General features: G+C 70.5%; 26 protein-coding genes. 14 read left to right on the forward strand and 12 right to left on the reverse strand.

What is annotated here, in order from left to right; all coding sequences use genetic code 11:
• Nucleotides 1-88: 88 nt before the first annotated feature.
• The 5 genes from CCN39_RS09715 (at nt 89) to CCN39_RS09735 (ending at nt 5,835) form a co-directional block, all read left to right on the forward strand.
• Nucleotides 89-1,111, forward strand: coding sequence for a FecCD family ABC transporter permease (locus tag CCN39_RS09715; RefSeq protein WP_244210697.1), 1,023 nt, complete (start codon nt 89-91; stop codon nt 1,109-1,111).
• A gap of 8 nt (nt 1,112-1,119) precedes the next feature.
• Nucleotides 1,120-1,938, forward strand: coding sequence for an ABC transporter ATP-binding protein (locus CCN39_RS09720; protein WP_086840509.1), 819 nt, complete (start codon nt 1,120-1,122; stop codon nt 1,936-1,938).
• Nucleotides 1,939-1,948: 10 nt separating this feature from the next.
• Nucleotides 1,949-2,935, forward strand: a complete 987-nt coding sequence (locus CCN39_RS09725) for an ABC transporter substrate-binding protein (protein WP_244210699.1) — start codon at nt 1,949-1,951, stop codon at nt 2,933-2,935.
• 12 nt (nt 2,936-2,947) lie between these two features.
• Nucleotides 2,948-3,433, forward strand: coding sequence for an Lrp/AsnC family transcriptional regulator (locus CCN39_RS09730; RefSeq protein WP_086840511.1), 486 nt, complete (start codon nt 2,948-2,950; stop codon nt 3,431-3,433).
• A 107-nt stretch (nt 3,434-3,540) separates the two neighbouring features.
• Nucleotides 3,541-5,835 (forward strand): thiamine pyrophosphate-binding protein, encoded by a 2,295-nt coding sequence (locus CCN39_RS09735; RefSeq protein ID WP_244210701.1) that lies wholly within the window; start codon nt 3,541-3,543, stop codon nt 5,833-5,835.
• Here CCN39_RS09735 and CCN39_RS09740 read toward each other — a convergent pair.
• Nucleotides 5,828-6,397, reverse strand: coding sequence for a hypothetical protein (locus tag CCN39_RS09740; RefSeq protein WP_086840514.1), 570 nt, complete (start codon nt 6,395-6,397; stop codon nt 5,828-5,830). The genes CCN39_RS09735 and CCN39_RS09740 overlap by 8 nt on opposite strands.
• Nucleotides 6,398-6,545: 148 nt before the next feature.
• Between CCN39_RS09740 and rlmN the strand changes: the two genes are divergently transcribed.
• Nucleotides 6,546-7,652 carry a dual-specificity RNA methyltransferase RlmN gene (rlmN, locus tag CCN39_RS09745; RefSeq protein WP_086840516.1) on the forward strand — a complete coding sequence of 369 codons (1,107 nt, stop codon included), beginning with the start codon at nt 6,546-6,548 and terminating at the stop codon, nt 7,650-7,652.
• Between the two features lie 32 nt (nt 7,653-7,684).
• Nucleotides 7,685-7,960 (forward strand): hypothetical protein, encoded by a 276-nt coding sequence (locus CCN39_RS09750; RefSeq protein WP_143263995.1) that lies wholly within the window; start codon nt 7,685-7,687, stop codon nt 7,958-7,960.
• A gap of 6 nt (nt 7,961-7,966) precedes the next feature.
• On the opposite strand, the gene CCN39_RS09755 is transcribed toward CCN39_RS09750, so the two are convergent.
• On the reverse strand, nt 7,967-8,503 hold the full coding sequence (locus CCN39_RS09755) for a hypothetical protein (protein ID WP_244210702.1): 537 nt from the start codon (nt 8,501-8,503) through the stop codon (nt 7,967-7,969).
• A 271-nt stretch (nt 8,504-8,774) separates the two neighbouring features.
• Between CCN39_RS09755 and CCN39_RS09760 the strand changes: the two genes are divergently transcribed.
• Nucleotides 8,775-9,899: an RHS repeat protein gene (locus CCN39_RS09760; RefSeq protein ID WP_244210703.1), complete on the forward strand. Its 1,125-nt coding sequence runs from the start codon at nt 8,775-8,777 to the stop codon at nt 9,897-9,899.
• Here CCN39_RS09760 and CCN39_RS51620 read toward each other — a convergent pair.
• Together CCN39_RS51620 and CCN39_RS09780 are read right to left on the reverse strand one after the other, a co-directional pair.
• Complete coding sequence (locus CCN39_RS51620) at nt 9,896-10,915, reverse strand: nuclear transport factor 2 family protein (protein WP_244210704.1); 1,020 nt, start codon at nt 10,913-10,915, stop codon at nt 9,896-9,898. The two genes, CCN39_RS09760 and CCN39_RS51620, sit on opposite strands and share 4 nt — an antisense overlap.
• 4 nt (nt 10,916-10,919) lie before the next feature.
• A complete protein-coding gene (locus CCN39_RS09780; RefSeq protein ID WP_086840520.1) occupies nt 10,920-11,165 on the reverse strand; it encodes an SDR family NAD(P)-dependent oxidoreductase in 246 nt (81 codons plus the stop codon).
• Here CCN39_RS09780 and CCN39_RS09785 point away from each other — a divergent pair.
• Entirely contained in the window at nt 11,086-11,304 is a 219-nt protein-coding gene (locus tag CCN39_RS09785; protein ID WP_167455027.1) for a hypothetical protein, read from the forward strand. The genes CCN39_RS09780 and CCN39_RS09785 overlap by 80 nt on opposite strands.
• Before the next feature lie 118 nt (nt 11,305-11,422).
• Here CCN39_RS09785 and CCN39_RS09790 read toward each other — a convergent pair whose 3' ends face one another.
• The 6 genes from CCN39_RS09790 to CCN39_RS09815 are packed head-to-tail and all read right to left on the reverse strand — an operon-like array spanning nt 11,423 to nt 17,657.
• A complete protein-coding gene (locus tag CCN39_RS09790) occupies nt 11,423-12,199 on the reverse strand; it encodes a creatininase family protein (protein ID WP_086840524.1) in 777 nt (258 codons plus the stop codon).
• Nucleotides 12,196-13,530, reverse strand: a complete 1,335-nt coding sequence (locus CCN39_RS09795) for an FAD-binding oxidoreductase (protein WP_086840525.1) — start codon at nt 13,528-13,530, stop codon at nt 12,196-12,198. The genes CCN39_RS09790 and CCN39_RS09795 overlap by 4 nt, the downstream gene beginning before the upstream one ends.
• A gap of 11 nt (nt 13,531-13,541) precedes the next feature.
• The gene (locus tag CCN39_RS09800) at nt 13,542-14,732 is read right to left on the reverse strand and encodes a nitrate ABC transporter substrate-binding protein (RefSeq protein WP_086840527.1); all 1,191 of its coding nucleotides are present in this window, start codon (nt 14,730-14,732) and stop codon (nt 13,542-13,544) included.
• A 26-nt stretch (nt 14,733-14,758) separates the two neighbouring features.
• Nucleotides 14,759-15,628 carry an ABC transporter permease gene (locus tag CCN39_RS09805; RefSeq protein ID WP_086840528.1) on the reverse strand — a complete coding sequence of 290 codons (870 nt, stop codon included), beginning with the start codon at nt 15,626-15,628 and terminating at the stop codon, nt 14,759-14,761.
• A complete protein-coding gene (locus CCN39_RS09810; RefSeq protein ID WP_086840530.1) occupies nt 15,628-16,395 on the reverse strand; it encodes an ABC transporter ATP-binding protein in 768 nt (255 codons plus the stop codon). The genes CCN39_RS09805 and CCN39_RS09810 overlap by 1 nt, the downstream gene beginning before the upstream one ends.
• Nucleotides 16,396-16,406: 11 nt before the next feature.
• Nucleotides 16,407-17,657, reverse strand: a complete 1,251-nt coding sequence (locus CCN39_RS09815; RefSeq protein WP_086840532.1) for an amidohydrolase family protein — start codon at nt 17,655-17,657, stop codon at nt 16,407-16,409.
• A gap of 155 nt (nt 17,658-17,812) precedes the next feature.
• Between CCN39_RS09815 and CCN39_RS09820 the strand changes: the two genes are divergently transcribed.
• The 5 genes from CCN39_RS09820 (at nt 17,813) to CCN39_RS09840 (ending at nt 22,569) form a co-directional block, all read left to right on the forward strand.
• On the forward strand, nt 17,813-18,406 hold the full coding sequence (locus CCN39_RS09820; RefSeq protein WP_244210705.1) for a helix-turn-helix domain-containing protein: 594 nt from the start codon (nt 17,813-17,815) through the stop codon (nt 18,404-18,406).
• Nucleotides 18,403-19,335 carry a PDR/VanB family oxidoreductase gene (locus CCN39_RS09825; RefSeq protein WP_086840535.1) on the forward strand — a complete coding sequence of 311 codons (933 nt, stop codon included), beginning with the start codon at nt 18,403-18,405 and terminating at the stop codon, nt 19,333-19,335. The genes CCN39_RS09820 and CCN39_RS09825 overlap by 4 nt, the downstream gene beginning before the upstream one ends.
• A complete protein-coding gene (locus CCN39_RS09830) occupies nt 19,332-20,633 on the forward strand; it encodes an amidohydrolase family protein (protein ID WP_244210706.1) in 1,302 nt (433 codons plus the stop codon). The genes CCN39_RS09825 and CCN39_RS09830 overlap by 4 nt, the downstream gene beginning before the upstream one ends.
• A 220-nt stretch (nt 20,634-20,853) precedes the next feature.
• On the forward strand, nt 20,854-21,120 hold the full coding sequence (locus CCN39_RS09835; RefSeq protein WP_208630194.1) for a hypothetical protein: 267 nt from the start codon (nt 20,854-20,856) through the stop codon (nt 21,118-21,120).
• Between the two features lie 465 nt (nt 21,121-21,585).
• Nucleotides 21,586-22,569 (forward strand): hypothetical protein, encoded by a 984-nt coding sequence (locus tag CCN39_RS09840; protein WP_086840565.1) that lies wholly within the window; start codon nt 21,586-21,588, stop codon nt 22,567-22,569.
• A gap of 18 nt (nt 22,570-22,587) precedes the next feature.
• Here CCN39_RS09840 and CCN39_RS09845 read toward each other — a convergent pair whose 3' ends face one another.
• Together CCN39_RS09845 and CCN39_RS09850 are read right to left on the reverse strand one after the other, a co-directional pair.
• Nucleotides 22,588-23,676, reverse strand: coding sequence for an MAB_1171c family putative transporter (locus CCN39_RS09845; RefSeq protein ID WP_086840541.1), 1,089 nt, complete (start codon nt 23,674-23,676; stop codon nt 22,588-22,590).
• Nucleotides 23,673-24,188, reverse strand: coding sequence for an ImmA/IrrE family metallo-endopeptidase (locus CCN39_RS09850; RefSeq protein ID WP_086840567.1), 516 nt, complete (start codon nt 24,186-24,188; stop codon nt 23,673-23,675). The genes CCN39_RS09845 and CCN39_RS09850 overlap by 4 nt, the downstream gene beginning before the upstream one ends.
• Between the last annotated feature and the right edge of the window lie 89 nt (nt 24,189-24,277).

Raw genomic sequence — 24,277 nt, forward strand, 5'->3', positions numbered from 1 at the left:
CGGCCGAGGTGCAGGTCGGGATCGTCACCGCGCTCGTCGGCGCGCCCGTGTTCGTGTTCCTGGTGCGGCGCCGGAAGGTCGTGGCGGTGTGAGCGCCGTCGAGATGGTCGCCGCCGCGCGTCGACACGGCGTCGTCCGGGCCAGGGCCGTCTCGGTGGTGCTGGGAATCGCCGTCTTGGCCGTCTTCGCGGTTTCCCTGGCGGTGGGCGACTTCCCGGTGCCGCTCGGCGACCTCCCCGGCCTGCTTCTCGGAGGGGAGGGCCGCGCGGCCTACGTCGTGACGGAACTCCGGCTGCCCAGAGCGATCACGGGCGTCCTCGTCGGCGTCGCCTTCGGGACGTCCGGCGCGCTCTTCCAGCGGCTCCTGCGCAATCCGCTGGCCAGCCCGGACGTCATCGGTGTGACGCAGGGCGCGAGCGCGGCGGCGGTCGTCGCGATCGTGCTGTTCGGCGCCGCCGGCCCGGTGGTTTCGGCCGCGGCGCTGGCCGGCGCGCTGCTCACCGGCGCCACCATCTACCTCCTCGCCCGCCGCGGCGGCGTCCACGGCTACCGCCTGGTCCTGGTCGGCGTCGGTGTCGGAGCGGTGCTGACGAGCGTTGTGTCGTACCTGATGACCTGGGCCGACGTCACTCTCGCCCAGCAGGCCCTGGTGTGGCTGACCGGCAACCTCAACGGCCGCAGCTGGGACCACGTCGTCCCGCTGGCGGCCGCGCTCGCCGTCCTCCTGCCGGCGGCGCTGCTGCGAAGCCGGGCCCTCGCCGGGCTGCAGCTCGGCGACGACACCGCAGCAGGCCTGGGGCTCGACGTCGAACGCAGCCGCGTGACGCTGCTGCTGCTCGCCGTCGCGCTCGCCGCCTTCGCGACGGCGGCCGCGGGGCCGGTCGCGTTCGTCGCCTTCGTGGCCAACCCGATCGCGACCCGGCTCGTCGGCGGCGCCCGCGCCGGCCTTCTTCCCTCGGCGCTGACCGGTGCGCTCGTCGTGCTGCTGGGCGACTTCGCAGCCCAGCACCTGCTCGGCGAACAGCTGCCGGTCGGGGTCGTCACCGGCGCCGTCGGCGCCCCGTACCTGCTGTGGCTCCTGGCCACCGCCAACCGCGCCGGGCGAGTGTGAGGAACGCCGTGACACTGCACACCGAGAACCTCGAACTCGGCTACGGGCCGCTGCGCGTGGTCAAGGACCTCTCCGTCCGGATCCCGCCCGGCAAGGTCACCATGATCGTCGGCACCAACGCCTGCGGGAAGTCGACGCTCCTGCGCGGCCTCGCGCGGCTGCTGACTCCCACCCAAGGCGCGGTCTACCTCGACGGCAAGGGCCTCACGACGTGGCGCAGCAAGGACGTCGCCACGGTGCTCGGCCTGCTGCCGCAGTCGCCGACTGCGCCCGAGGGCATCACCGTCGCCGATCTCGTCGGCCGCGGCCGCTACCCGCACCAGGGCGTCTTCCGCCGCTGGAGCGCCGAAGACGACGAAGCCGTGGCGCGCGCCCTGACCGCGACCGACACGGTCGAACTGGCCGCCCGCCCGGTCGACGAACTGTCCGGCGGGCAGCGCCAGCGCGTCTGGATCGCCATGGCCCTGGCGCAGCGGACGCCGTTGCTGCTGCTCGACGAGCCCACGACGTTCCTCGACATCGCCCACCAGGTCGAGGTCCTCGACCTGCTGTCCGACCTGAACGCCGAGGACGGTCGGACGATCGTCATCGTCCTGCACGACCTCAACCTCGCCGCCCGCTACGGCGACCACCTGATCGCGATGAAGGACGGCCGGATCGCCGCCGAAGGGGCGCCCGCCGACATCCTCACCGCCGAGCTCGTCGCCGACGTCTTCGGCATGCCCTGCCGGGTCATCGAAGACCCGGTCTCCGCCACGCCCCTGGTCGTCCCGATCGGCCGGCGGCGGGCCACCCCTCCGGAAGAAGGAACCCCCGATGCGTCCTAAGTGGACACGAATGACCGCCGCGCTCGCGGCCGTCACGCTCCTCGCCGCCTGCAGCCAGCCGTCGAAGCCCAGCAGCTCGGGTGTCGGCGACCAGGACGTCGCCACCGGCGGGCGGCTGTTCTCCACCGCGGACAGCGAGACGGCGAAGCTCGGCGCGGACGTCGGCCCCGGCGTCTTCCCGCGCACGGTGACCCACGCGCTGGGCAAGACGAAGCTCGACAAGAAGCCTGCGCGGGTCGTCGTGCTCGACAGCGGCGAGCTCGACGACGTCCTCGCGCTCGGCGTCACGCCGGTCGGCATGGCCACCACGGCCGGGCAGAGCGGCGTGCCGTCGTACCTCGCCGACCGCGTCAAGGGCATCCCGGCGGTCGGGGACATCAACAACCTCAACCTCGAGCAGATCGCGGCGCTGACCCCGGACCTGATCGTCGGCAGCAAGCTGCGCGCCAAGGACCTCTACCCGCAGCTGTCGAAGATCGCGCCGACGGTGTTCAGCATCCGGCCCGGGTTCCCGTGGAAGGAGAACCTGCTGCTGGTCGGGGCGTCACTCGGCGACGAGACCAAGGCCGTCGGGCTGCTGAACGACTACCAGAAGCGCGCGAACGAGGTAAAGGCGTCGGTCAAGGGCGCGCCGAAGATCTCGCTGCTGCGGTTCCTCTCCGGCAACATCCGGCTCTACGGCAACCTGTCGTTCATCGGCGTGATCCTCAAGGACGTCGGTCTCGCGCGGCCGGCCAACCAGAACATCGACGAGCTCGCCGCGCAGATCTCCAAGGAGCGCATCGACGAGGCCGACGCCGACTGGATCTTCTACTCCAGCTACGGCGCGGGCCCGAGCGCGGACGAGAAGGCCGTCACGAGCAGCGGGTTGTGGGCCGGGCTGGGTGCGGTCAAGGCGAAGCACGCGATCCCGGTCGCCGACGAGGTCTGGTTCCTCGGCCTCGGCCCGATCGGGGCGATGAAGGTCCTCGACGACCTCCAGAAGTACCTGGGCTGACAAGATCGGCGGGTGCCGGAGACCATCGACGAGATCGACGCGCGCCTGCTGGACGCCCTGGGGGAGGACCCCCGGGCCACGGCGGTCGCGCTGGCCGAGCGGCTGGGCCTGTCACGGAACACGGTGCAGGCCCGGCTCGCGCGGCTGGAACAGCGCGGCGTCCTGCGGTCCTTCGAACGCCGCATCGACCCGGCGCGCCTGGGCTACCCGCTGCGGGCGTTCGTCAACGCGCAGGTCGACCAGCGGCGCCTCGCCGAGATCGGCACCGCCCTCGCCACGATCCCCGAGGTGACCGAGGTGTGCGGGCTGACCGGGGCGAGCGACCTGATGGTGCAGGTGGTGGCCGTCGACGCCGACGACCTGTACCGGATCGCCGGCCACATCCTGGCCACGCCCGGGGTGGAGCGGACGAACATCTCGCTCGTCATGCGCGAGCTCGTCCCGTACCGGCTGGCACCCCTGCTGGAGCGCGTGCATTCTGCGCAGCCGGAGGCCTGAGCCCTCCGGATCCGGTGCGCATTCTGCGCACTTTCGGCGGCATCGGTTGTGCGATGCGTTCACCAGTGCTGTCCTGGTGTGCGCTTCCTGCACGAAAGGTGTCGACGATGACCCATGCCCCCGTGACCGCCCCGGCGCTCACCGCGATCGAGCAGCGGGTCCTGTGGCTCGCCACCGCGATCGTGCACCAGGCCAACCGGGTCCGGCCCAACCCGTCCGGGCTGAAGGTCGGGGGGCACCAGGCGTCGTGCGCGTCGCTGGTCTCGATCATGACGTCGCTGTGGTTCCGGCACCTGCGCCCCGAGGACCGCGTCTCGGTGAAGCCGCACGCGTCCCCGGTGCTCCACGCGATCAACTACCTGCTCGGCGAGCTGGACGAGGCCTACCTGCCGACGCTGCGCGAGTTCGGCGGCCTGCAGAGCTACCCGAGCCGCGCGAAGGACCCCGACCCCGTCGACTACTCGACCGGCTCGGTCGGCATCGGCGCCACCGCCCCGATCTGGGGCGCGCTGGCCCGCCGCTACCTGACGGCCCGGGGATCTTCGGCCGGCACCGGACGGCAGTACTCGCTGGTCGGCGACGCCGAACTCGACGAAGGCGCGATCTGGGAGGCCATCCTCGACCCGGGCGTCGCCGAGCTGGGCGAGATCGTCTGGATCGTCGACCTCAACCGCCAGTCCCTCGACCGGGTCGTCCCGAACATCGCGGCCGGCCGGCTGCAGGGCATGTTCGGCGCGGCCGGCTGGCAGGTGCTGACGCTCAAGTACGGGCGGCTGCTGGAGGAGCTGTTCACCCGGCCCGGCGGCGCCGAGCTGCGCGCCCGCATCGACGGGATGCCGAACCCCGAGTACCAGCGGCTGCTGCGGTGCGACGCCGCCCAGGTGCGCGACCGGCTGCCCGCGGGGGACGCGGCGCTGGCTTCGCTCGTGGCGTCGCTGGACGACGAGACGCTGCTGGCCGCGATCCGGAACCTCGGCGGCCACGACCTCGGCTCGCTCGACGAGGCCTTCGCGTCCATCGCGGACGATCGGCCGACGGTGATCTTCTGCTACACCGTCAAGGGCCGCGGCCTTCCGACGCAGGGGCACCCGCAGAACCACTCCTCGCTGCTGACCGTTTCGCAGATGGAAGAATTGGCTGCCTCGCTGGGTACTGATCTTGCTTCGCCGTGGGAGGGCTTCGCCGACGGGTCGCCTGAAGCCGCGTTGTGCGCTGAAGTTGCTTCGCGCCTTCGCCGTCCGGACGTTCCTTCGGCGCCTTCGCTGGACCTGCCGGTCGACATCGGGCGTACGCCGTCCGGGACCGCGACGACGCAGGCGGCGCTGGGCCGCGTGCTGCTCGACCTGACGCGCGAAGCGCCCGAAGCGGCGAAGCGCGTGGTGACGGTCAGTCCGGACGTCAGCTCGACGACCAACCTCGGCGGCTGGGTCAACAAGGTCGGCGTCTGGTCGGCCACCGAGCGCCGCGACTGGTTCGAGGACGACCCCGAGACGATCATGCACTGGCGGGAGAAGCCGACCGGCCAGCACGTCGAGCTGGGCATCGCCGAGACGAACCTGGTCGGCCTGCTGGGCGAGCTGGGGGCGACCTGGAGCCGCTGGGGCGAGCCGCTGCTGCCCATCGGCGTCATGTACGACCCGTTCGTCGAGCGCGCGCTGGAGCCGTGGTCGTTCGGCATCTACGCGGGCGGGCAGTCGATCCTGATCGGGACGCCGTCCGGCGTCACGCTCGCCCCGGAAGGCGGCGCGCACCAGTCGATCACCACGCCGTCGATCGGCATCGAGCAGCCCGGCTGCGTCAGCTACGAACCGGCGTTCGCGATCGACACCGAGTGGACGCTGCTGGCCGCGCTCGGCCGGCTCGGCAAGCCGGGCGGGACGTCGTCGTACTTCCGGCTCTCGACGCGCCCGGTCGACCAGACCCTCGCCGCGGTGCCCACCGATCCGGCCGCGCGCGAACGCCGTCGCCGTCAGGTCGTGGCGGGCGCGTACCTGCTGCGGCGGGCCGCGGAACCGGCGGTCACGCTCGCGGCGATGGGCGCGCTGGTGCCGGACACCCTGGCGGCGGCCGAGCGGCTCGCCCAGGTCGGCGTCGAGGCCGATGTCGTCTGCGTGACCAGCCCGGGCCTGCTGTTCGAGGCGGTCCAGGCGCGGTCGGGCCGGGGGCACGGCGAGACGTGGATCCTGGACCAGGTGTTCCCGGCCTCGCGGGCTCGCCCGTTGGTGACGGTCCTCGACGGCCACCCGCACACGCTGGCGTTCCTGGCCGGGATCAACCGCGTCCCGTCGGTCGCGCTCGGCGTCACCGGCTTCGGGCAGTCGGGATCGCTGGAGGACGTCTACGCCCACCACGGCATCGACACGGACGCGATCATCCGGGCCGCGCTCGACGCCGTCAGCTGAAGGTGGCGCCGGCGAGCAGGTTGTCCATCTTGGCGTCCCAGCCGGGGAAGGACCCGTACTGGACGACCAGGATCCGGCTCGTCGGCAGCCACCACATCCGGAGCTGGTTGTTCTGCGCCGAGTTCTCGCAGGTGACCTGCCAGCGGCCGTACTCGGCCTTCTTGGGCCCGATGAGCGCGAAGCCGGAGTCGAGGAGCTTGCTGCTCTTGGCCCCCGAGGCCTTGCCGGGCGGCGAAGCGGGCGTGATGCACGTCGGCAGGTCAGTGCCGGTGTACCAGCCGAAGGGCCGCTTCGTGCTCGGCGGGTTGATCGGTGCGCTGGGGTCCGCCTTGCGCAGGTCCAGGACCCGCGCTTCGCAGACCGCGGCGCCTTCGGCGATACAGCCGTCGAGGAGGCCGTCCGGGCTGTGCTCGGTGTAGGTCGCCCCCGCCGGCAGGGTCAGGTGCAGAGTGCCCACGGTCGTCTGCGGCCCGCTCGGCGCCGGCGGGTTCGCGGCCGGGGTGCTGCAGGCGGCGACGCCCAGGGTGATCGCGACAACCAGGACAAGGTGCCGGAGGGACACGCGCTCACCTCTTTCGTCGGACGCGTTTTCACGGTGGATCATCCCTGTGGGTGACGCGGTGTCGCCGACCGGGGGCTGGTGACCTGGGGTACACCTCGTGGGGGCACCACGGGCGGCCCGGGTGGGCGCGTGGGACACTGGTCCGGTTATGACTGCCCTTCCCCTCGTCTTCGACGCGCCCAAGCGCGGCCTGCCGCCGCGCCACCTCGCCGACCTCTCGCTGTCCGAGCGTGCGGCCGCCGTCGCCGAGCTGGGGGAGAAGCCCTTCCGCGCGAAGCAGCTGTCGAACCACTACTTCTCCCGCCTGACGGTGGACCCGGCGGAGATGACGGACATCCCGGCGGCTTCGCGCTCCCGCCTGGTCGCGGACCTGATGCCGACGCTGCTGACGGAGGTCCGCGCGCTGGCGGCGGACAACGGCGCGACGCGCAAGACGCTGTGGCGCGCGCACGACGGCACGCTGTTGGAGAGCGTCCTGATGCGCTACCCGGACCGCGCGACGCTGTGCATCTCGAGCCAGGCGGGCTGCGGCATGGCGTGCCCGTTCTGCGCGACGGGCCAGGGCGGTCTCGACCGCAACCTGTCGACGGCGGAGATCGTCGACCAGGTCCGCTCGGCGGCGGCAGTCATGCGCGACGGCACAATGCCGGGTGGCCCCGGGCGGCTGTCGAACATCGTCTTCATGGGGATGGGCGAGCCGCTGGCCAACTACAAGCGCGTGGTGGCGGCGGTGCGGCGGATCACTGACCCGGCGCCGGGTGGGCTGGGGATCGGCCAGCGGTCGGTGACGGTGTCGACGGTGGGGTTGGCGCCGGCGATCCGGAAGCTTGCCGACGAGAAGATGCAGGTTCGGCTGGCGGTGTCGCTGCACACGCCGGATGACGAGTTGCGGGACACGCTGGTGCCGGTGAACGAGCGGTGGTCGGTGGACGAGGTTCTTTCGGCTGCCCGGTACTACGCCGACACTTCCGGGCGTCGGGTGTCCATTGAGTACGCGCTGATCCGGGATATCAATGACCAGCCGTGGCGGGCGGAGCTTTTGGCCAAGCGGCTGCGGAAGCATCTGGGTCAGTTGGTGCACGTGAACGTGATCCCGTTGAATCCGACGCCGGGTTCGAAGTGGGATGCGTCGCCGAAGCCGGTGGAGCGGGAGTTCGTGCGGCTGGTGAACGCCGGCGGTGTCGCGTGCACGGTGCGGGACACCCGGGGCCAGGAGATCGCTGCGGCCTGTGGGCAGCTGGCCGCTGAAGGCTGAGATTTGTTCGTTTCGATGGTGGAGTGTTTGTCGTGATGTATGCGCCCAGCCTGTTGGATCCGGCTGCGGAGGAGCTTCGGCTCGCGGACGTGGTCGGTCGCGGCGCGACCGAGGTGGCGCGTGAGGCGCGAACCCTGTTGGGGGAGCGGTTCAGCTCGGTGACGTTCATGTACGTGCTGATGCGGGCGTTCGAGGTGGAGTACAACGCGGCGCGGGACGCGTCACGCTGGCACGAGTTCCACGGCGGCCCGCGGGCGCTCTCGGACGCCGACTTGGAGAAGCTGCTGGCTCCCTGGCTCGCGCGCTGATCGGGTTCAGTTGAGCCGGTAGAGGTGTCCGCCTTGGACGGCGAGCACGGCGAGCGGTCCGTTCGTGGGGCCTGCCGTTGCCTGCCAGGCGGTGGCGCCGGGTGCGGCTGCCGCAGTCTGTTTGGCAGTAAGGGGCAGGCCGGTGATGCCGCCGCCGGTGATCGTCCCGGTTTGGTCGGTGATGAGGATGCAGTCCGGGTGGGCGCCGTTGATGACGGCCCAGCCGGTGGTGATGGCGCCCGCGTCCATGACGGGAGCATCGAGTGCTCCGGCTGCGTTTGCTGACGTCGGTTGTGCGGTTGCCAGGTCGAGGTGACTGCCGATCTCGGGACCGTGGCAGCCGAGCGTGAAGTCATCGGAGAACGGGTAGGCCCGTAACGCGCGGGCCGCGGGGCCGGCGGCGCGCTGGATGTGCAGTGCCTCCAGCGCCGCAGAGGCGTCGACGCGGAGGGCGATCGCGGACAGGTTGAGCGGCGCGTAGCTGCGACGGACTTCGTCGGCCTTGCCGCCGCCGATGGCGTGCGTGACGAGGGACAGTCCCACAACCGCCACGGCGAGATATCGCCGTGGCCACTGTGGACGGTGCTAGGCGGTCAGGACGAGCATCGGGATCGTGGCCAGTGCTGCTACCAAGACGTACCGGCTGATCAGTCCGACGTTGCCGCCGGGAACACTTGTCGTGGTCCGGCCGAGTGCGAGCATCAGGGCCAGAGTGACGGCCTAGCAAGCCAAACCCACCCAGCCCGGCACCGCCGAGACGCGGTACTGCTACGACGCCGCGGACCGGCTGCTGAGCACCGAAGGTGCCACCGCGTTGTCCGGCGTCACCTACGACGCCGACGTCACCTACACCCGCGATGCCACCAACCGCATCGTGCGCCGGGATCCGCTCGACTGCGACAACAACACGGTCGTGCGGTACGGCTTCACCGCCGACGGGGACAGCCCCGACCTGACGCTCAACGGCAACGGCAGGCTCACGTCGCTGTCGCTGTCGTTGCCCGGTGGGGTGCTCTACACGAGCAAGGCCGGCTCGGACGGGGCGTTCACCCCGTCGTTCGACCACCCGTCGGTGCGCGGAGACCTCGTTCTGTCCACGGACGCAGCCGGCCACCAGGTCGGGGAGCTGCGCACGTTCGATCCCTACGGCCAGCCGCTCAAGGTCGACGGTGCGGTCGACGCTCAGAACGTGCCGGACAACTCGCCAGGCTCGATGGACTACGGGTGGCTCGGCGAACACCAGCGCGCCTACGAGCACGCCGGTGGGCTGTCGCTGGTGCAGATGGGGGCCCGGCCCTACAGCCCGCTGCTGGGCCGGTTCCTCTCGGTCGACCCCGTCGAGGGCGGCTCCGCCAACGACTACGACTACGTCCTCGGCGACCCGATCAACGCCAACGACCTCGACGGCAACGGCTTCTGGGGATCGCTGTGGAGCGGCGTGCAGGCCGTGGCGCGGGTCGTCACGCCCATCGCCGAGATCGTTTCGTGGGTTCCCGGTCCGATCGGGGCGATCGCCAGTGGCATCGCCGCAGTCGGGTATGCGGTCCAGGGCAACTGGGCGGCCGCTGCGTCCTCGGCTTTCGGCGCGGTGACCGGCGGAGTCGGTGGCAAGATCTCCAAGGCGATCAAGGCGGTCAAACGCTTCACCGGCAAGATCGACCACGTCAAGCAAGCCGGCCACATCAAGGGCACGGCCGACTACATCAACCATCTCAAGACGGGGAAGAAGGAGGTTTCGGCCTTCTTCCACGGCCGTAAGTGGGCGAACTTCCACACCAGGCTCGGCACGGCATTCGGCAAGCCCAGTAAAACTCAGCCGCATATCCGGAAACTTCGGCTGCCGTATCCTGTCGGTCGGCACTCGAACGGTAAGCGGCAGTGGAGCGTGCGTGTCAGCACGTATCCCCAGAAGGGAATGCACGGTTCGCCATGGCATTAGGGATGGAAGACCGGTCGGAGGAGTCCCTCGAGCATGCCCGCCGTGCCTATGGAGATCTCCAGAACCCGTACTACGGGTTCTTCTCCGACGCGTTGAGGGACAACCGGTGGAAGCCGGTCCTGGACGGATTCAGGGAGTTCCTCCACGTCGAGGACTGGACTGACCCGCTGGACGTCAGCGTTTCGTATACCCTGCAGCCGCACCGTCGGAGTCGGTCGGCGTGGTCGCTGTGGCTGTCGGCGGTGGGGCCGTACTCGTTGCTGACGTACAGCGATGCCGGTCGCGAATTGGCGCGCGCTGACGTGGTCACCGGTTTCGGTGAGGACAGGCCGGCGGAGGAGAAGCGGATCATCGAGCTGCTCCGGGATGCCGGGCTGACCTTGCTCAGCGCTGAAGAGGTCGAGGCGACCGTGGACTTCCACCCGCCGGACGGTCGTTTTCCGGTTTCCGCGTTCGTGATGCTCTTCGGCGAGTCGGACGTGCCTTGGTGGTACGGAAGATAGGCAGTAGTCCAAGAACGACTGACTGGCAGATGGGCTACTCGTGAAATTCCGCTCAATGCGCGCAGTGGCCGGCACCGGTGTCGCGGCGGCCCGCCCGGCATGCCTGCTGGGTGGAGTGACTACACGTTCTGCCAGTGGGCCGAATCCGGCACGTTCCCCGGCGATCAAGACGTCTTCGCCGGCACCGCTGCCGATCTGGCCGTGTTTGCTGCCGGGCTGGCGAGCTGACACGAGTTCCGTGTCGAAGGCGTTGTGGTGGGGGAGGGGTAGCTGGGTGCCTCCGAACAACAGCACCAGGAACGCGCCGATTCGAACGCCGAACAGGAACCGGTAGTCCGCCGTCATGCCCAGTGGCTGGGAGTCGTAGTACGCCGCCACGCCGTTCCGGCCCACGCTGTACGGGTGGAGGCCCTGGAAGATGGCGTCCTCGGTGAAGACGTCCGCGACGCGCTCGGGCTCGTGCGCGTTGCCCGCCGCCTTCCACGCGTCGAGCACTCCGGTGAGGATGTCCATGACGTCAAGGTCCCGCGCTCTGGCCGCCGTCGACGTGCAGGATTTCGCCGGTGACGAACGGCGCGCGCTCCAAGTAGACGACTGCGTCGACGAGGTCGCTCGGGTCGCCTGACCGGGTGAAGAGCGGCCAGGGCCTCGTGCGTCGAGCAGGGTGCATCGGGGTGCGGATGATGCCTGGTGAAACAGCGTTCACGCGGACGTTGCGCGTTGCGTATTCGACGGCCAGGGACTTCGTCTCGGTGACGTTCATGTACGTGCTGATGCGGGCGTTCGAGGTCGAGTACAACGCGGCGCGGGACGCTTCGCGGTGGCACGAGTTCCACGGCGGCCCGCGTGCGTTGTCGGATGCCGATCTGGAGAAGCTGCTCGCTCCGTGGCTTGACCGCTGACCAGACGCGGCCCGGCGCCGCTCGACAGCCCTTCAGCCCGCCGGGTGGCGGGCAACGTTTCCGGTCGCCGCAGCAGTGACTGCGCACAGCTCGGAACGCACTGGATGGCGGCCGAACGTCAGCCAGTGGGGTTGTGCTCGAAGCGGGCGATCTCGAGGAGGGACTCGACCGCCTGGTGCACCGACGCTTCCCAGAGCACCTCGCCGTAGGCGGGGGTCGCCTGCGTGGGGTCTCCGACGACACCCGGGGTGCCGAAGTCGTCCGACAGCCAGCCGAAGCTCACCGGGCGCCCGTTGAAGCCGATGTGCCGGAAGTCCGCCAAGTGCTCGGGCACCCAGCGCTCGGCACGCGAGAGGTCCACCAGGTCGGGGCGCAGGTGCAGGACGAGGGAGGTTTCCGCGGCGCCGCCGTGGATGCCGAGCCCTCGTTCGCCGAGTCCCGCGGGCGGGTCCGTGCGGGCGAGCGAAGGCATGAGGAACGTCTTGAGCCCGAAGCGTTTGCGGATTTCCCTCAGCGCCACTTGCAGGAGCGCGACGTTGCCCCCGTGCCCGTTGACGAACACGAGTGTCCCAGCCCCCATGAGCTCCACCGACCGCCCGATTTCGACGACCGTGCGGAACAGGGTCTCGGTGTCGAGCCAGACCGTGCCGGGTGCCCAGCTGTGCTCGTCCGATTTCGTGTAGGTGAGCGTCGGGAGCTGCCAGACGTCGACGCCTGCGGAGACCGCGCGCTCGACGGCGGCGTCGGCGACTGCTTCCGCGATCAGGGCGTCGGTGCTGAGCGGCAGGTGCGGCCCGTGGTGCTCGATCGCGCCCGTCGGGAGGACCACGATCGATTCCTTGCCGATCCGGTCCGCGAGCGACGGGCCCGCGAGTTCGGTGATGGCGCGGTTCATATCTTGGCCTGCGCGGGCAGGGTGACGGCGAGCTCGGGCACACCGAGGTGGCCGGGGTTGAGCAGCCCGTCCGGGTCGGTGCGTTCTTTGAGCGCGAGGAGCTCTTCGACTCCGTGGTCGACGTAGAACTGGTGCGGGCTGTGGACCCGCACGCCGAGTTCGACGAGCTTCGCGTACCCCGCGTAGACGTCCGCCGCGCCGGTGTACTCCGCGGTGAGCATCCCGATGGGGAAGCGGTGCCCGGCCTCGATGTGCAGCATGCCGCCCGGGTACACGGCCTCGACCTCGTGGATGCGGTCGATCAGCGCCTCGCCACCGACTTCGACGTGGAAGTACTCCCGGCCGGGACTGTTCTTCTTGAGCCACCAGATGGGGTGGTTGTAGGAGAGCATCGAGACCTTGACCGTCTGCTGAGCCCCTTCGCGCACGTCTTCGACCGAGCCGCCGGCCGCGGAGATGCGCGACGACGCCTCGTCGAGCGCCGCCGCGTCGAGGATCGCGCGCAGGCTCGCGCGCCCGGCGGGGATCGCGGGGTCCGCGGGCAGCCGTTCCGCCACCGCGGCCCGGTCCGCGCTCACGAGCCGGGGCAGCGGGTCGAGCGCGCGGAGCGTCCGTACCGCACCGAGCGCCTCCTCGAACGTCGGGAAGCTCGCGTAGACGGCACGCCAGCCCTGGGCCGGTTCGAGGCGGACCGTCGCGCGGGCGATCACTCCCGCGGTGCCGTAGGTGTGCACGAAGGTCCGCGCGTCTTCGCCCTCGACGTGCGTGAGAGTCGGCGTATTACCCGGGAGGGCGACGTCGAGCGCGACGACGAAGCCCTCCCAGTTCGAGCCGTGCGCGATCGACCCCGTGCCGCTCGAGCCCCCGGACAGGAAACCGCCCAGGGTGGACTGCGCGGTCGACGGGTACATCCACAGCTGCTGGCCGCTCGCGGTGCCCGCCCGTTCCAGCTGCACCATCGAGGCACCGGCTTCGGCCGTGATGACGCCGTCGCCGACCTCGACGATCGCGCGGGCGCGCGTCGTGTCGAGGACCAGCCCGCCGTGCAGCGGGATGCCCTGCCCGTAGTTGCCGGTGCCCTTGCCGCGGGCCGTGATGGGGACGCGGTGGCGGGTCGCGGCGGCCACGACCGCCGCGATCTGCTCCGCGCTCGCCGGGTAGGCCACGAGGTCGGCCAGGCCGAGCGGGAGCTGCTCGGAGAGGATGGGGCTCATCGTGGCCTCGTCGACCGAGGCGCGCTCGCGGGTCTTGAGGTCGGCGCTCACGCCGCGCTCGCCGAGCAGCTCGACGAGTTCGGCGCGCAGCGCCTCGATGCTTTCCGGGGAGGTCATGGCGCTCCTGTTCACCAGCCGAAGCCGATCTTCGGGTCGAGGAACTGGTTCGTGACGAGGTCGGCGGCGGTGAGCCCGTCCTTGACGTGCCCGCCCGACTTGCTGAAGATCGGCGCCGCCGTCTTGATGAGGTCGGAGACGCGCTGGTCGTCCATCGCGCCGACGTGCCCGTGGCCGGCGTCGGTCGCGATCTTGAGGTCCTTCATCTGGGCGACGGCGGCCTTGCCCACCGCGGCGTCGTACGTCCAGCCGTTGTTGTAGGCCTGCACCAGCTTGACGATGAGGTCGTTCGTCGCCGCCGGGTTCTTCACGAAGTCGACGTCGGCCTGCTGCATGACGGGCACGAGCTTCTTGAGGCACGGCGAGAGCGACGCCAGGTCGGCGGTGCGGACGGACATCGTCTCCGGATAGGGGGACCAGCCGGTGTCCGCGACGAGCTGGAACTTGAGCGGCTTGCCCCACGCGGCGATTTCGTTCTGGTAGACGTACGGTTCAGCGGTCGCGAAGCCCTGCTGCGCGTCCTTCCCCTTGGCCGTCACGAACTTCGCCGGAGCGCCGTCGTAGCTCCCGTCGATGATGCCGGCCGGCAGGTAGCCCGCCCCGGTCAGGTAGGACATGTAGGCGGCGCCGTTGAAGTACCGGACGACGCCGCCGTTCGCCTGGAGCTTGCCGCCGAGATCCTTGATCGTGGTGACGTCCGGGTAGGTCTTCGGGTCCCACATGATCATCATCGGCGACTTGTCGTTCTCGGCGAACACGGCGGTGGTCGGCATGTCCCCGGAGAACTGGATGGCCTCGTCGGTCGAGACGTAGCCGAGGGTGATCGACTTGTCCTGGTTCATCTGGGCCGAGACCTTCGAGAAGCCGATTGCCGGCCCGCCGGCGCGGACCTGGAGCTTGACGCCGGTCGGCCTGCCGTTGGCGTAGAGGTCGCTCGTCACGGACTTCTGACTGGCGTCGATCGCGGGGTTGGGGCCGAGCATTTGGTACAGGTGCCCGTGGTCGGCCTCGGGATTCCAGTCGGTCTGGACGACGACGGTGGCCGGGCACACGCCGGCGAGGTCGACGGCGGGTCCGGTCGGGGTGGGCGTCGGGGGCGCCGCACCGGCGTCGGCCGATCCGCTCCCGCCGCAGGCGGTGAGGGCGGCGGCGAGCGCGGCGACGGACAGGGTGACGGCGGCAGTGCGGGGTCGGGTGCGCATGGAACTCCGTTCGGGGGAGGGGGAAATCAGGTGAAGTCGAACCAGCGGCCGACCGCGAGCCGGCCGATGAGCCCGAAGGCGAGGAAGACGGCGATGCCGTAGAGCGAAGCGATGATGATCGTCGCGTACAGCTCGGGGCCCATCAGGCGGGACGCGGTGACCTGGATGAGGACGCCGAGGCCGGGCTCGCCGCGCTGGAAGAACTGGTCGCCCACGATCGCGCCGATCACGGACAGGCCCGCCGACGTGCGCAGGCCGACGAAGATCGAGGGGAGTGCGGCCGGGATCTGCAGCTTGACCAGGCGGGTCAGCCGGCCGGCGCCTTGGAGTGCGAAGAGCTCGCGTTGCGCACGGTCCGTGGAGTGCAGGCCGAAGAGCGTGTTGGAGACCATGGGGAACAGCGCGATCATGACGGTGACGATCACGCGGGAGAGGAAGGCGTAGCCGAACAGCGCCCCGATGAGTGGCACGAGCGCGAGGATCGGCACGCACTGAAGCACGACGGCGTACGGATACAGCGCCTTCTCGAGGCCCTTCGCCTGGGCCATGACGGTGGCCCACAGGATCCCGAGGACGATGGCGGCGCCGAGACCGACGAGCGAAACGACCGTCGTGCGGCCGAGTGCGGCCCACAGGTTCGCGTTGAACCCGGTCGGAGCGCCGTCGGGGCGGGTGTCGTTGATGATCGCCGTCAGCACGAGGTGCGGGTACGGCACGAGGTAAGGCGACTCGACCGTCTTGTCGTAATACGCCGCCACCGCGTACCACACCCCGATGAAGACGCCGAAGGCCACGAGGGGCTGCCACCACGACGCCGGTTTCCGGACGCGCCGCGGCTTCAGGGTGGAGCGTGCGGCGGTGGTCCGGCGGGCCGCGGTTTCCTGAAGGGTGGGCATCAGCGGTGCCCCTTCCTGAGCGCGTGCGAGACGTCGCCGACGAGCTCGGCGAACTCACGGGTGAAGCGGATGTCGGGATCCCGTGGCATCGGGAACGGCACGTCGAACCGCGCGACGATGGTGCCCGGCCGGCCGGACATGACGACGACCTTGGTCGAGAGGTAGACGGCCTCGGAGACCGAGTGCGTGACGAACAGCCCCGCGAAGCGCTGCTCGGTGAACAGCCGCAGGAGCTCGTCGTTGAGGCGTTCGCGCGTGATCTCGTCGAGCGACCCGAACGGCTCGTCGAACAGGAACAGTTCGGGGTCGAGCGTGAGGGACCGGGCGAGCGAGACGCGCATCTTCATGCCGCCCGAGAGCTGTTTCGGAAGGTGCTTCTCGAATCCGTCGAGGCCGACGAGGCCGATCGCGGCGGCTGCCTTCGCGGCCCGGTCCGCCTTGGCCGCCCGGTTGAGCTCGGCGAGGAGTTCGACGTTGCCCTGCACCGACCGCCACGGAAGGAGCGTCGCGTCCTGGAAGACGTAACCGATGCGGCTGGTGCTCACGTCGGTCGTTCCACCCGAAGCCGATTCGAGGCCGGACGCGATGCGCAGCAACGTCGACTTGCCGCAGCCGCTCGGGCCGACGATCGAGACGAATTCGCCGCGGTCCACGGTCAGGTCGACGCCGCCGAGCGCCGCCGTTCCGTCGGGGAAGACGAGGTCGACGTCGCGGAAGTCCAGCAGGGTCGAGCGAACGGCCGGCTCGGCCGCGGTCGTGGTGGACATGGCAATTCCCTTCAGGAAGCGGGGACGGACAGCGCCGGGAGTTCGCTGCTTGTCTCGGTGATCGCGACGACGCGGCCGCGGTGGATGACGATGCGGTCGGCGGGTGCGGTGGCGATCGCGTCGACGAGGTTCACGGCCCGGATGGCGAGGAAGTCGGCCGGGGAACCGACCGCCGTGCCCGCGGCCGGCAGTCCCATGACGGATCGCGCCCCGGTGCTCACGAGCCCGTAGGCCTCTTCCGGGGAGAGGTGGCCCGCCGTGACGAGGAGCGACGCGGTTTCGAGTGCGTCGCCGCGGCCCACCGGGTTGAACGGATCGCGCACGTTGTCCGCCCCGGCGCCGAGGCGGACGCCCGCGTCGAGGAGCTCGCGCAACGGCGCGAGACCGCGTGGCCTCGAAACGGGGTGCTCCCAGCCCTGGAGGTAGAGATTCGTGATGGGCAGGGTGACGATGCCGACGTCCGCGGCCTTGACGTCCGCGATGATCGCGTCCCGGCGCGCGGCTTCCAGAGTGCCGAGCCGCACGCAGTGGCCTGCCGTGCGTGGGCGGTCGTCCGGCCAGTCGCGCACCGCGCGGGCGTAGGCGTCGAGGGTGACCGGGCCGGCGAGGTTCTCGTCGGTGTGGAGGTCGGCGCCGATCCCGCGCCGCTCCGCGATCGCCAGCAGCCGCGCGAGATCGGCCGCGGGGTCGGGAGCGAGGTGCGGGGCGCCGCCGACGAGCTCGATTCCGGCGTCCAGGACCGCTTCCAGGTGGTGGTCGGGGCAGTGCGGCCCGGCGAGCGCCACGAGCTGGATGTCCATGAGGCCCGCGAGTTCCGCCCGGACCTGCACGAGGGCACGGGCTCCGCGCGTCACGTCTTCGAGGCCCGCACCGCCGTCGCCGAGGACGTCCACATGGGAACGGATCGCCGTGGTCCCCGCGGCGAGCATCGCGAGGGCCTGAGCCCGGGCGCGCTCGACGATCGACTCGACGCTCATCGCCGACGCGTGCGACCGCCACGCGTCGATCGCGGAGCCGAGGTCACCGAGCTTCGGGTTGGCGGCGTCGAAACTCCGGGCCTTGTCGAGATGCGCGTGGGGCTCCGCCGGTGCAGGAAGCAGCAGCCGGCCACCCAGATCGAGCGCCGGCCCGGCGAGGTCGGCCGTGCCCGCGGTGGTGATCGCACTGACCGCGCCCGAGGCGAACGAGACGTCCACGACGCGCCCGTCGGGCAGCTGCGCGTTGCGCACCGCGGCGAGCGGGCGGGGCAGCGGGTTCGCCATGCGCTTCTCCGGTGTCGGTGTTGCGGAACTGCGGGGATGGTGCGAATGTTGACCACATCAACATTGCCGAACGGTACGGAGCCGAGATTTCCGATGTGTAAAGTCCCGTGTTCTTTGTGTTGCCCTTGCGGTCCGGCCGGGCGGTGGCGGTCACCGTGAAGGAAGCCTCACGCGTCGTCGACGAGCAGGCCGAGCGGGTCGGCGCGCGCATCCGCGAGCTGCGCCGGTCCCGTGGTCTCACGCTCGTCCAGCTGGCCGGGCGCACGGGACTTTCGCACCCGTTCCTCAGCCAGCTGGAGCGCGGGCACACCCGGCCGAGCATGGTTTCGCTCGACCGCATCGCGAAGGCCCTCGGCACGACCCAGGTCGAGCTCATCGCCGCCGGTGCCCCGGGTTTGCCGGACACCGGCATCGGGCGAGCGGACGTACTGCGCGCCGGCGAGGGCGCCCGCAACCAGTTCCCCAACGGCGAGGTCAGGTTGCTCACGCGCGGCAGGCGGGCGTTCGACCCGATCGCGTGGACCGGGACGACCACCGAGTTCGGGGACTACTTCCGCCACCCCGAGGACGAGTTCGTCCACGTCGTGAGCGGGGCGCTCCTGCTGGACCTCGAGAAGGACGGGACGGTCCGGCTCGACGCGGGCGACTCCGTCTACTACCCGGGCGGCACGGCACACCGCTGGTGCTCGCCCGACGGAACGCGGTTCCACCTCGTCGTGGTGAAACAGAAACTCCCGGAGGACGGATGATCGACCTCGTCGTGCTCGCGAAAACCCCCGCCGCCGACGGCGTCGTGATCCTGGACCTCGCGCCCGCCGGCGGCGGCCGCCTGCCCGCGTGGCGGCCCGGAGCGCACATCGACCTCGTGCTCCCGACGGCGGACGAGCGTCAGTACTCGCTCTGCGGGCCCTTGGCCGCCGGCACCTGGCGGATCGCCGTGCGGCGCGCCGAGGCGGGGCGGGGCGGATCGGCGTATGTCCACGACGTCCTCGAGACCGGGACGGCGCTGCGGGCCCGCGGGCCGGTCGGCCACTTCGAGTTCCGGCCGGAGGTTCCCGCGCTCTTCGTCGCCGGCGGCATCGGCATCACCCCGATCCTGCCCATGATCGAGGCGGCCGAGGCGAACGGCACGCCGTGGCGGCTGGTGTACGCCGGACGCACCCGGGCGTCGATGGCGTTCGCCGACGGCCTGGAACGCCGTCACCCCGGGAAGGTCGAGCTGAAGGTGAGCGCCGAGGGCGCCCGGCTCGACCCCGGCCGGCTCCTGGAGGTTCCCGCGCCGGGAACCGTCGTCTACTGCTGCGGGCCCACGGGTCTCATGGACGCCGTCGAAGCGGCGATGCAAGCGTGGCCGCGGGGTTCCCTGCAAGTCGAGCGCTTCACGCCGAAGGTCGTCCCGGCGACGGCCGAGGCCGAATTCGAGGTGGAGCTCGCGTTGTCCGGACAGACGTTCCCGGTTCCGCCCGGCAGGTCCATTTTGGACGTCGCCGAGGAGGCTGGGGCTCTCGTGCTCTCCTCCTGCCGCGAGGGCACGTGCGGGACGTGCGAGACCGCCATCCTCGACGGTACCGCCGAGCACCGGGACTCGATCCTGAGCGAAGACGAGCAGGCGGCGAACCGCACCATGATGATCTGCGTCTCGCGTGCGCGCGGCGGCCGGCTCGTCCTGGAGCTGTGACCGTGCTGACGATCCGGGACGCGGAGCGCATTCTCGTCGATTCGTCCACAGAGGACAGCGGTGACCTCGCGCTCGACGACGGGTCCCCGCAAGAGACGGTGCTCGACGCCGCCGGATGCGTTGTCACGCCGGGGCTCGTGAACGCCCATCACCACCTGCTGCAGAGCGCGTTCCGCACCCTGCCCGGAACGCGGGGGGTGCCGATGGCCGAGTGGCTGCCCGCGATGGCCGCCGCGTGCGGGAGAGTGGGCCACGACCCGGAGGCCTACGCCGTCGCCGCCTCGGTGGGCGCGGCCGAAAGCCTCTTGTGCGGCGTCACGACCATCGCGGACCACCACCTGAACTGGCCGCACGGCGTCCCGATCGCGGACACCGTCGCCCTTGCGACGGCGACGGCCGAGGCTGTCCGGTCGCTCGGCGCCCGGCTCGTCTTCGTGCGCGGCTCGGCACGGGACGATCCGGAGTGGGCGGGCGAGTCCGCCGAGGCCATCGTGACCGCGCTCGTTCCCGGGGCCACCGGCGGGGTCTCGCCGGATGGCATGCTCCAGGTCGCGGTCGGGCCCGCCGGGGTCCATTCCGACGCGCGGGAGACGTTCGCGGCCCTCGGTGCGGTCGCGGCCCGCCACGGCCTGCGCCGCCGGACCCAGGCCAACGAGCAGGTCGACACCGCGATCGCCGTCGCGCGCTACGGGCGCAGGCCACTGGAGCTCCTCGGCGAATGGGGGTGGCTGGCACCGGACGTCACGGTGGCCCACCTGTGTGACGTCACCCCCGGAGAGATCCGCCTCCTCGCGCAGGCGGGCGTGACCGCGACGCACGCGCCGGGGTGCGACGTGCCCATGGGGTGGGGTGTCGCGCCGGTCGCCGCGCTGATCGAGGCGGGCGTCGTCGTCGGCCTGGGCACGAGCGGCGGAGGCAGCAACGACGCCGGGCACCTGCTCGCCGACGCCCGGCTCGCCCTCCAGGTATCGGCCCTCGTGGGGCCGCAGCTGCCCGCGCGCACCGTGCTCGGGATGGCCACGGCGGGTTCCGCCGCGGGGCTGGGGCGACCCGAGCTCGGGCAGCTGGGTGCCGGGTCGGCGGGTGACTTGTGCGTGTGGGACGTGTCCGGCGTCGCCGACGCGGGCGTTCACGATCCTGTGGCGGGCCTCCTGTGGGCATCGCCCGGGCGTCGGCCGAAACACGTGGTCGTCGGAGGGCGCGTCGTCGTGCGGGACTACCGGCTGGTCACGGCCGACGAGGCGGAACTCGCCGCTCGCCTGCGCGAACGACTTTCTCGCACGCCACCAACGTCATGACCTCGCAGCAGCCGGCTGCGGTGCGGCGGATCACCGACCCCGCTCCCGGTGGTCTGGGGATCGGCGGGCGGTCGGTGACGGTGTCGACCGTTGGCACCGGCGAACGCCGGGGGAGTAGCGTGCACGGTGCGGGACACGCGCGGCCAGGAGATCGCCGCGGCCTGTGGGCAGCTGGCTGCTGAGGGCTGAGTTTCGTTTCGGTTATGGAGAATTCGTCGTGATGTATGCGCCCAGCCTGCTCGACCCGGCTGCGGAATCGTTGAAGCTGTCGGACGTGTGCGGGGCTACGGACGTCGCCCGTCAGGCCCGGACGCTGCTCGGGGAGCGGTTCAGCTCGGTGACGTTCATGTACGTGCTGATGCGGGCGTACGAGGTCGAGTACAACGCGGCGCGGGACGCTTCGCGGTGGCACGAGTTCCACGGCGGGCCTCGGGCGCTTTCGGATGCTGATCTGGAGAAGCTGCTCGCTCCGTGGCTTGACCGCTGATCGATTCTTGTTCGGCGTGCCGGCGACGTGGGTGATCGATCGGGTAGCTCGCTGTCGGTCGGGCGGTTCCGGGCGCCCAAGATCGAGGCTGGACATCCGGTTGTCCACCTTCTTGACATGTTGACACGCGCGAGACACCATGCTTGACATGCAGACTTTCTAGCCGGGTCATGCGAGGACGGAAGCGATCCCGTTGACGAGAGGGCGTCGCATGCGTGCGATAGCGACATGGCTGGGTGACGTGACCCTGTCGGCGTGGGCGGTTCTGGCTCTTGCCCTCTTCCTGGCGACATGGCTGATCGGCCTCGTGGTCACGCTGCGCGGGAGCCAGCCGCAGGAGCGAGTGGCACTCTTGCGCGAGTACTCCAAGTGCAGACCATGGGGAAGTCCGGGCCGGAAGCGGAGGCCCGATGTCAACGGTCGTTCACCGAGGCCGTTGCGACGACGCACCGAGCGCTGGGATCAATGAACGACAACCGCGTCGCCGAAGGCCAGCAGGTCGACGTGCTCAGGAAAGAGTTGAACGAGCTTCGCCGCGGGCGGGGACTCGATTCTCTCGACGTGGTTCAGCGGATCGGACCCAGCCTCCGGGCGAAGATCGATGTTCGAGACGGCGACTCTCCGTCCGCGGTCAGGGACAAGCTGATTCTGGCCATCTCCAGAATTTGTGACCACCTCCCGCCTGACCTCCGGCTGGCGGCACTGACGGCGTTCGGCATACAGGAGCAAGCGGCCGGCGATTTCCTGGACCGGAGAATCAGCTGGCTGGCCGGTGCGCTTGATCGTGATCCACGGACTGCGCGTCGTCGCATCGACGCGGCCTTCGATCGGATCGCCGAAACGATCTCGAGGACGGGGCCGGCCGGCCAGGACGATGACCCCTACGCCGGCTGGTCCGTCGAGGCGCTCAAGGTCCTCGTCAGGATGGACACCGATCCACTGACTCTCATGGAAGAGCGAAGGATCATCGCGACCAGGGACGACCTCGCGGAGATCAGCCTCCAGTTCAGTGTGCCCGGAGTGGATCTGAGTGACCAGAAACTAGAGATCGTCGATATGCTCTTCGGCGGTGAAGTGGTTGCGAGGAAAAACATCACCCGCAGCTACCGGAACTATACGATCCGGCTGCCTCGCCCCTTGCGGATCGGTCAAACGCACGAGTACGCCGCCCAGATCACCTTGCCGTCGGGAACACGCGTTCGGCCGCAGTACATTTTCAGTCCATTCCACCGAGTTGATCACTTCGATGCCCGGGTCAAATTCGACAGGGAGCGCAGGCCGGCTGCGGTGTGGTCGGTCGACGGCATGCCTGCTGGGACCATCGAAGAAATCGACCCGCTGGATCACCCCGTCGAAGTTGATCGAATCGGCGAAGTGCACCTGAAGTTCGACTCCTTGAGACCGGGTCTCATGTACGGCCTGTGCTGGTCCGATACCGCGTCGGGGTAAAGGACCTCGTGTCTGACCTCAGGCGGCCGCCGCCCTCAGGGACTCGGACAGCGTGACCAGCTCGCGGGCGTCCTCGTCCAGGCTGCCGCCGGCCGGGATGGCCAGTGGCGTGGGTTCCTCCGGGACCTGCTCGCGGCGGGCGTGGGCGCGCAGCGCCTCCGTCAGGCGGTCCGGGAGCGGGCCGTCCAAACGGGCGACGTACGGGCTGATCCGGACCAGTCCGTCCCGGCACTCGATCACCCGCCGGTAGTAGCGGCGGTGGACTCCTCGCACGCTCAGCGTGTCCCAGCGGCTCAGCGGGGTGCGGCTCAGTGCGTCCTCCGGGAACGCCTCGTGCAGCTTCGTCCACAGAGGACGGAGGCGGTGGTACGTCCGCAGGTGCTGCCACCACACCCGCGCCGCCGCCAGGCGGGTGGCGACGCCCGGGTAGGACAGGCCGACGACGAGCAGGATCGCGCTCGGGAACACCAGCCAGACCGTCGCCTGGACCAGCAGCCAGGGGATCGCCGCGCCCGCCCAGTGCACCAGCACCACCGCGATCAGCGTCGCCCCGCCCAGGGCGCCGATCGCGAAGCCCACCGACGCCACCGACAGGCCGCGGGCCAGCCGTGGTGCCGCCCCGCGGGCGTAACGCCGTGCGAAGAAGCAGGCACTCGCGATGCCGTACGTGAGGTACAGGTCCGCCGCGAGGTAGAAGACCGAAACTCCGGCGCGGGGGTACTGCGCCGGCGGGACGTCCGGCATGAGCACCGTGACCGTGGCCATCACCAGGATCGCGGCGCCCAGCGGGATCGCTTCCAGCAGGGCCCGCCGCCGTGCGCGCGAGCCCGGCAGGGCCGAGAACAGGAAGAAACACGCCAGGGAAAAGACCAGCCCGCACAGGAAGATGTGCTGGAACAGCAGCGGCACGATCTGCCCGGGATCCGGCTGGTTGACGTCTCCCGCCAGCAAGCCCAGCGGGTAGGCGGCCGCGAAGCAGGCCAGGCAGGCCGTGACCATCCAGCGGGCCACGTCGCCCGGTGCGCGGGTCAGCTGGTAGCTCTTCCACAGCAGCGCCGGGAACAGGATGACGCCCTGGACCACGATCAGCGTGATCTTGCTGCTCACAGCCAGCCCAGCCGTTCGTCCAGCGCGGCGTCGATCCGCCGGGCGGCCCCCTCGTCCGATGACGGCGGCGCCACCCGGTCGAGGACCGAGGCCCACTCCAGGATGATCGTCGCCACCGTCTCGGCCTCCCGCTCGTGGTCGGTGTCGTAGGAGGTGCGCAGCAGGGCCCGCCCGACCGCCTCCGGTTCCAGGCCCGGCGCCAGCTGCGCGACCAGGTCGTGGTTCTCCGCGGTGGCGCCGTGGCCGGCCAGCATGTGGCCCAGCTCGTGCAGGATGATGTGGCGCTGGTGGGCCTTGCTCGTGTCCTGCTGGTAGACGATGTAGTCGGCCTGGGCGGTGGCGACCCAGGCACCGAACGGCCCGGGCACCGGGATGCGGTGCGGGAGCAGCCGGATCGGGCGGCCGCGCTGCCGGCCGACGCTGCGGCACAGCTCGAGGACGTCAAGGGGCGGCCGGATGCCCAGTTCGTTCAGCAGCCGCCTGCAGCGGCGCCGCAACTCGCGTTCCTTCACCAGCCGCCTTGCCATCGCCGTCGGAGCACACGGACGGTAGCCCGTTCCACCCTTACGGTAGACGACGGCACCCCGGCCGATCATCGCCC

This window comes from Amycolatopsis kentuckyensis, assembly GCF_002155975.1.
In the GTDB taxonomy this organism is placed as follows: domain Bacteria; phylum Actinomycetota; class Actinomycetes; order Mycobacteriales; family Pseudonocardiaceae; genus Amycolatopsis; species Amycolatopsis kentuckyensis.

Excerpts from the sequence above, each read along its gene's own strand:
- CCN39_RS09840 (WP_086840565.1), top strand. The coding sequence starts at position 21,586 with ATGAACGACAACCGCGTCGCCGAAGGCCAGCAGGTCGACGTGCTCAGG.
- CCN39_RS51620 (WP_244210704.1), bottom strand. The coding sequence starts at position 10,915 with ATGGACATCCTCACCGGAGTGCTCGACGCGTGGAAGGCGGCGGGCAAC.
- CCN39_RS09735 (WP_244210701.1), top strand. The coding sequence starts at position 3,541 with ATGACCCATGCCCCCGTGACCGCCCCGGCGCTCACCGCGATCGAGCAG.
- CCN39_RS09810 (WP_086840530.1), bottom strand. The coding sequence starts at position 16,395 with ATGTCCACCACGACCGCGGCCGAGCCGGCCGTTCGCTCGACCCTGCTG.
- CCN39_RS09780 (WP_086840520.1), bottom strand. The coding sequence starts at position 11,165 with ATGAACGTCACCGAGACGAAGTCCCTGGCCGTCGAATACGCAACGCGC.
- CCN39_RS09825 (WP_086840535.1), top strand. The coding sequence starts at position 18,403 with ATGATCGACCTCGTCGTGCTCGCGAAAACCCCCGCCGCCGACGGCGTC.
- CCN39_RS09725 (WP_244210699.1), top strand. The coding sequence starts at position 1,949 with ATGACCGCCGCGCTCGCGGCCGTCACGCTCCTCGCCGCCTGCAGCCAG.
- rlmN (WP_086840516.1), top strand. The coding sequence starts at position 6,546 with ATGACTGCCCTTCCCCTCGTCTTCGACGCGCCCAAGCGCGGCCTGCCG.
- CCN39_RS09835 (WP_208630194.1), top strand. The coding sequence starts at position 20,854 with ATGTATGCGCCCAGCCTGCTCGACCCGGCTGCGGAATCGTTGAAGCTG.
- CCN39_RS09815 (WP_086840532.1), bottom strand. The coding sequence starts at position 17,657 with ATGGCGAACCCGCTGCCCCGCCCGCTCGCCGCGGTGCGCAACGCGCAG.
- CCN39_RS09795 (WP_086840525.1), bottom strand. The coding sequence starts at position 13,530 with ATGACCTCCCCGGAAAGCATCGAGGCGCTGCGCGCCGAACTCGTCGAG.
- CCN39_RS09785 (WP_167455027.1), top strand. The coding sequence starts at position 11,086 with ATGCCTGGTGAAACAGCGTTCACGCGGACGTTGCGCGTTGCGTATTCG.
- CCN39_RS09790 (WP_086840524.1), bottom strand. The coding sequence starts at position 12,199 with ATGAACCGCGCCATCACCGAACTCGCGGGCCCGTCGCTCGCGGACCGG.
- CCN39_RS09800 (WP_086840527.1), bottom strand. The coding sequence starts at position 14,732 with ATGCGCACCCGACCCCGCACTGCCGCCGTCACCCTGTCCGTCGCCGCG.
- CCN39_RS09805 (WP_086840528.1), bottom strand. The coding sequence starts at position 15,628 with ATGCCCACCCTTCAGGAAACCGCGGCCCGCCGGACCACCGCCGCACGC.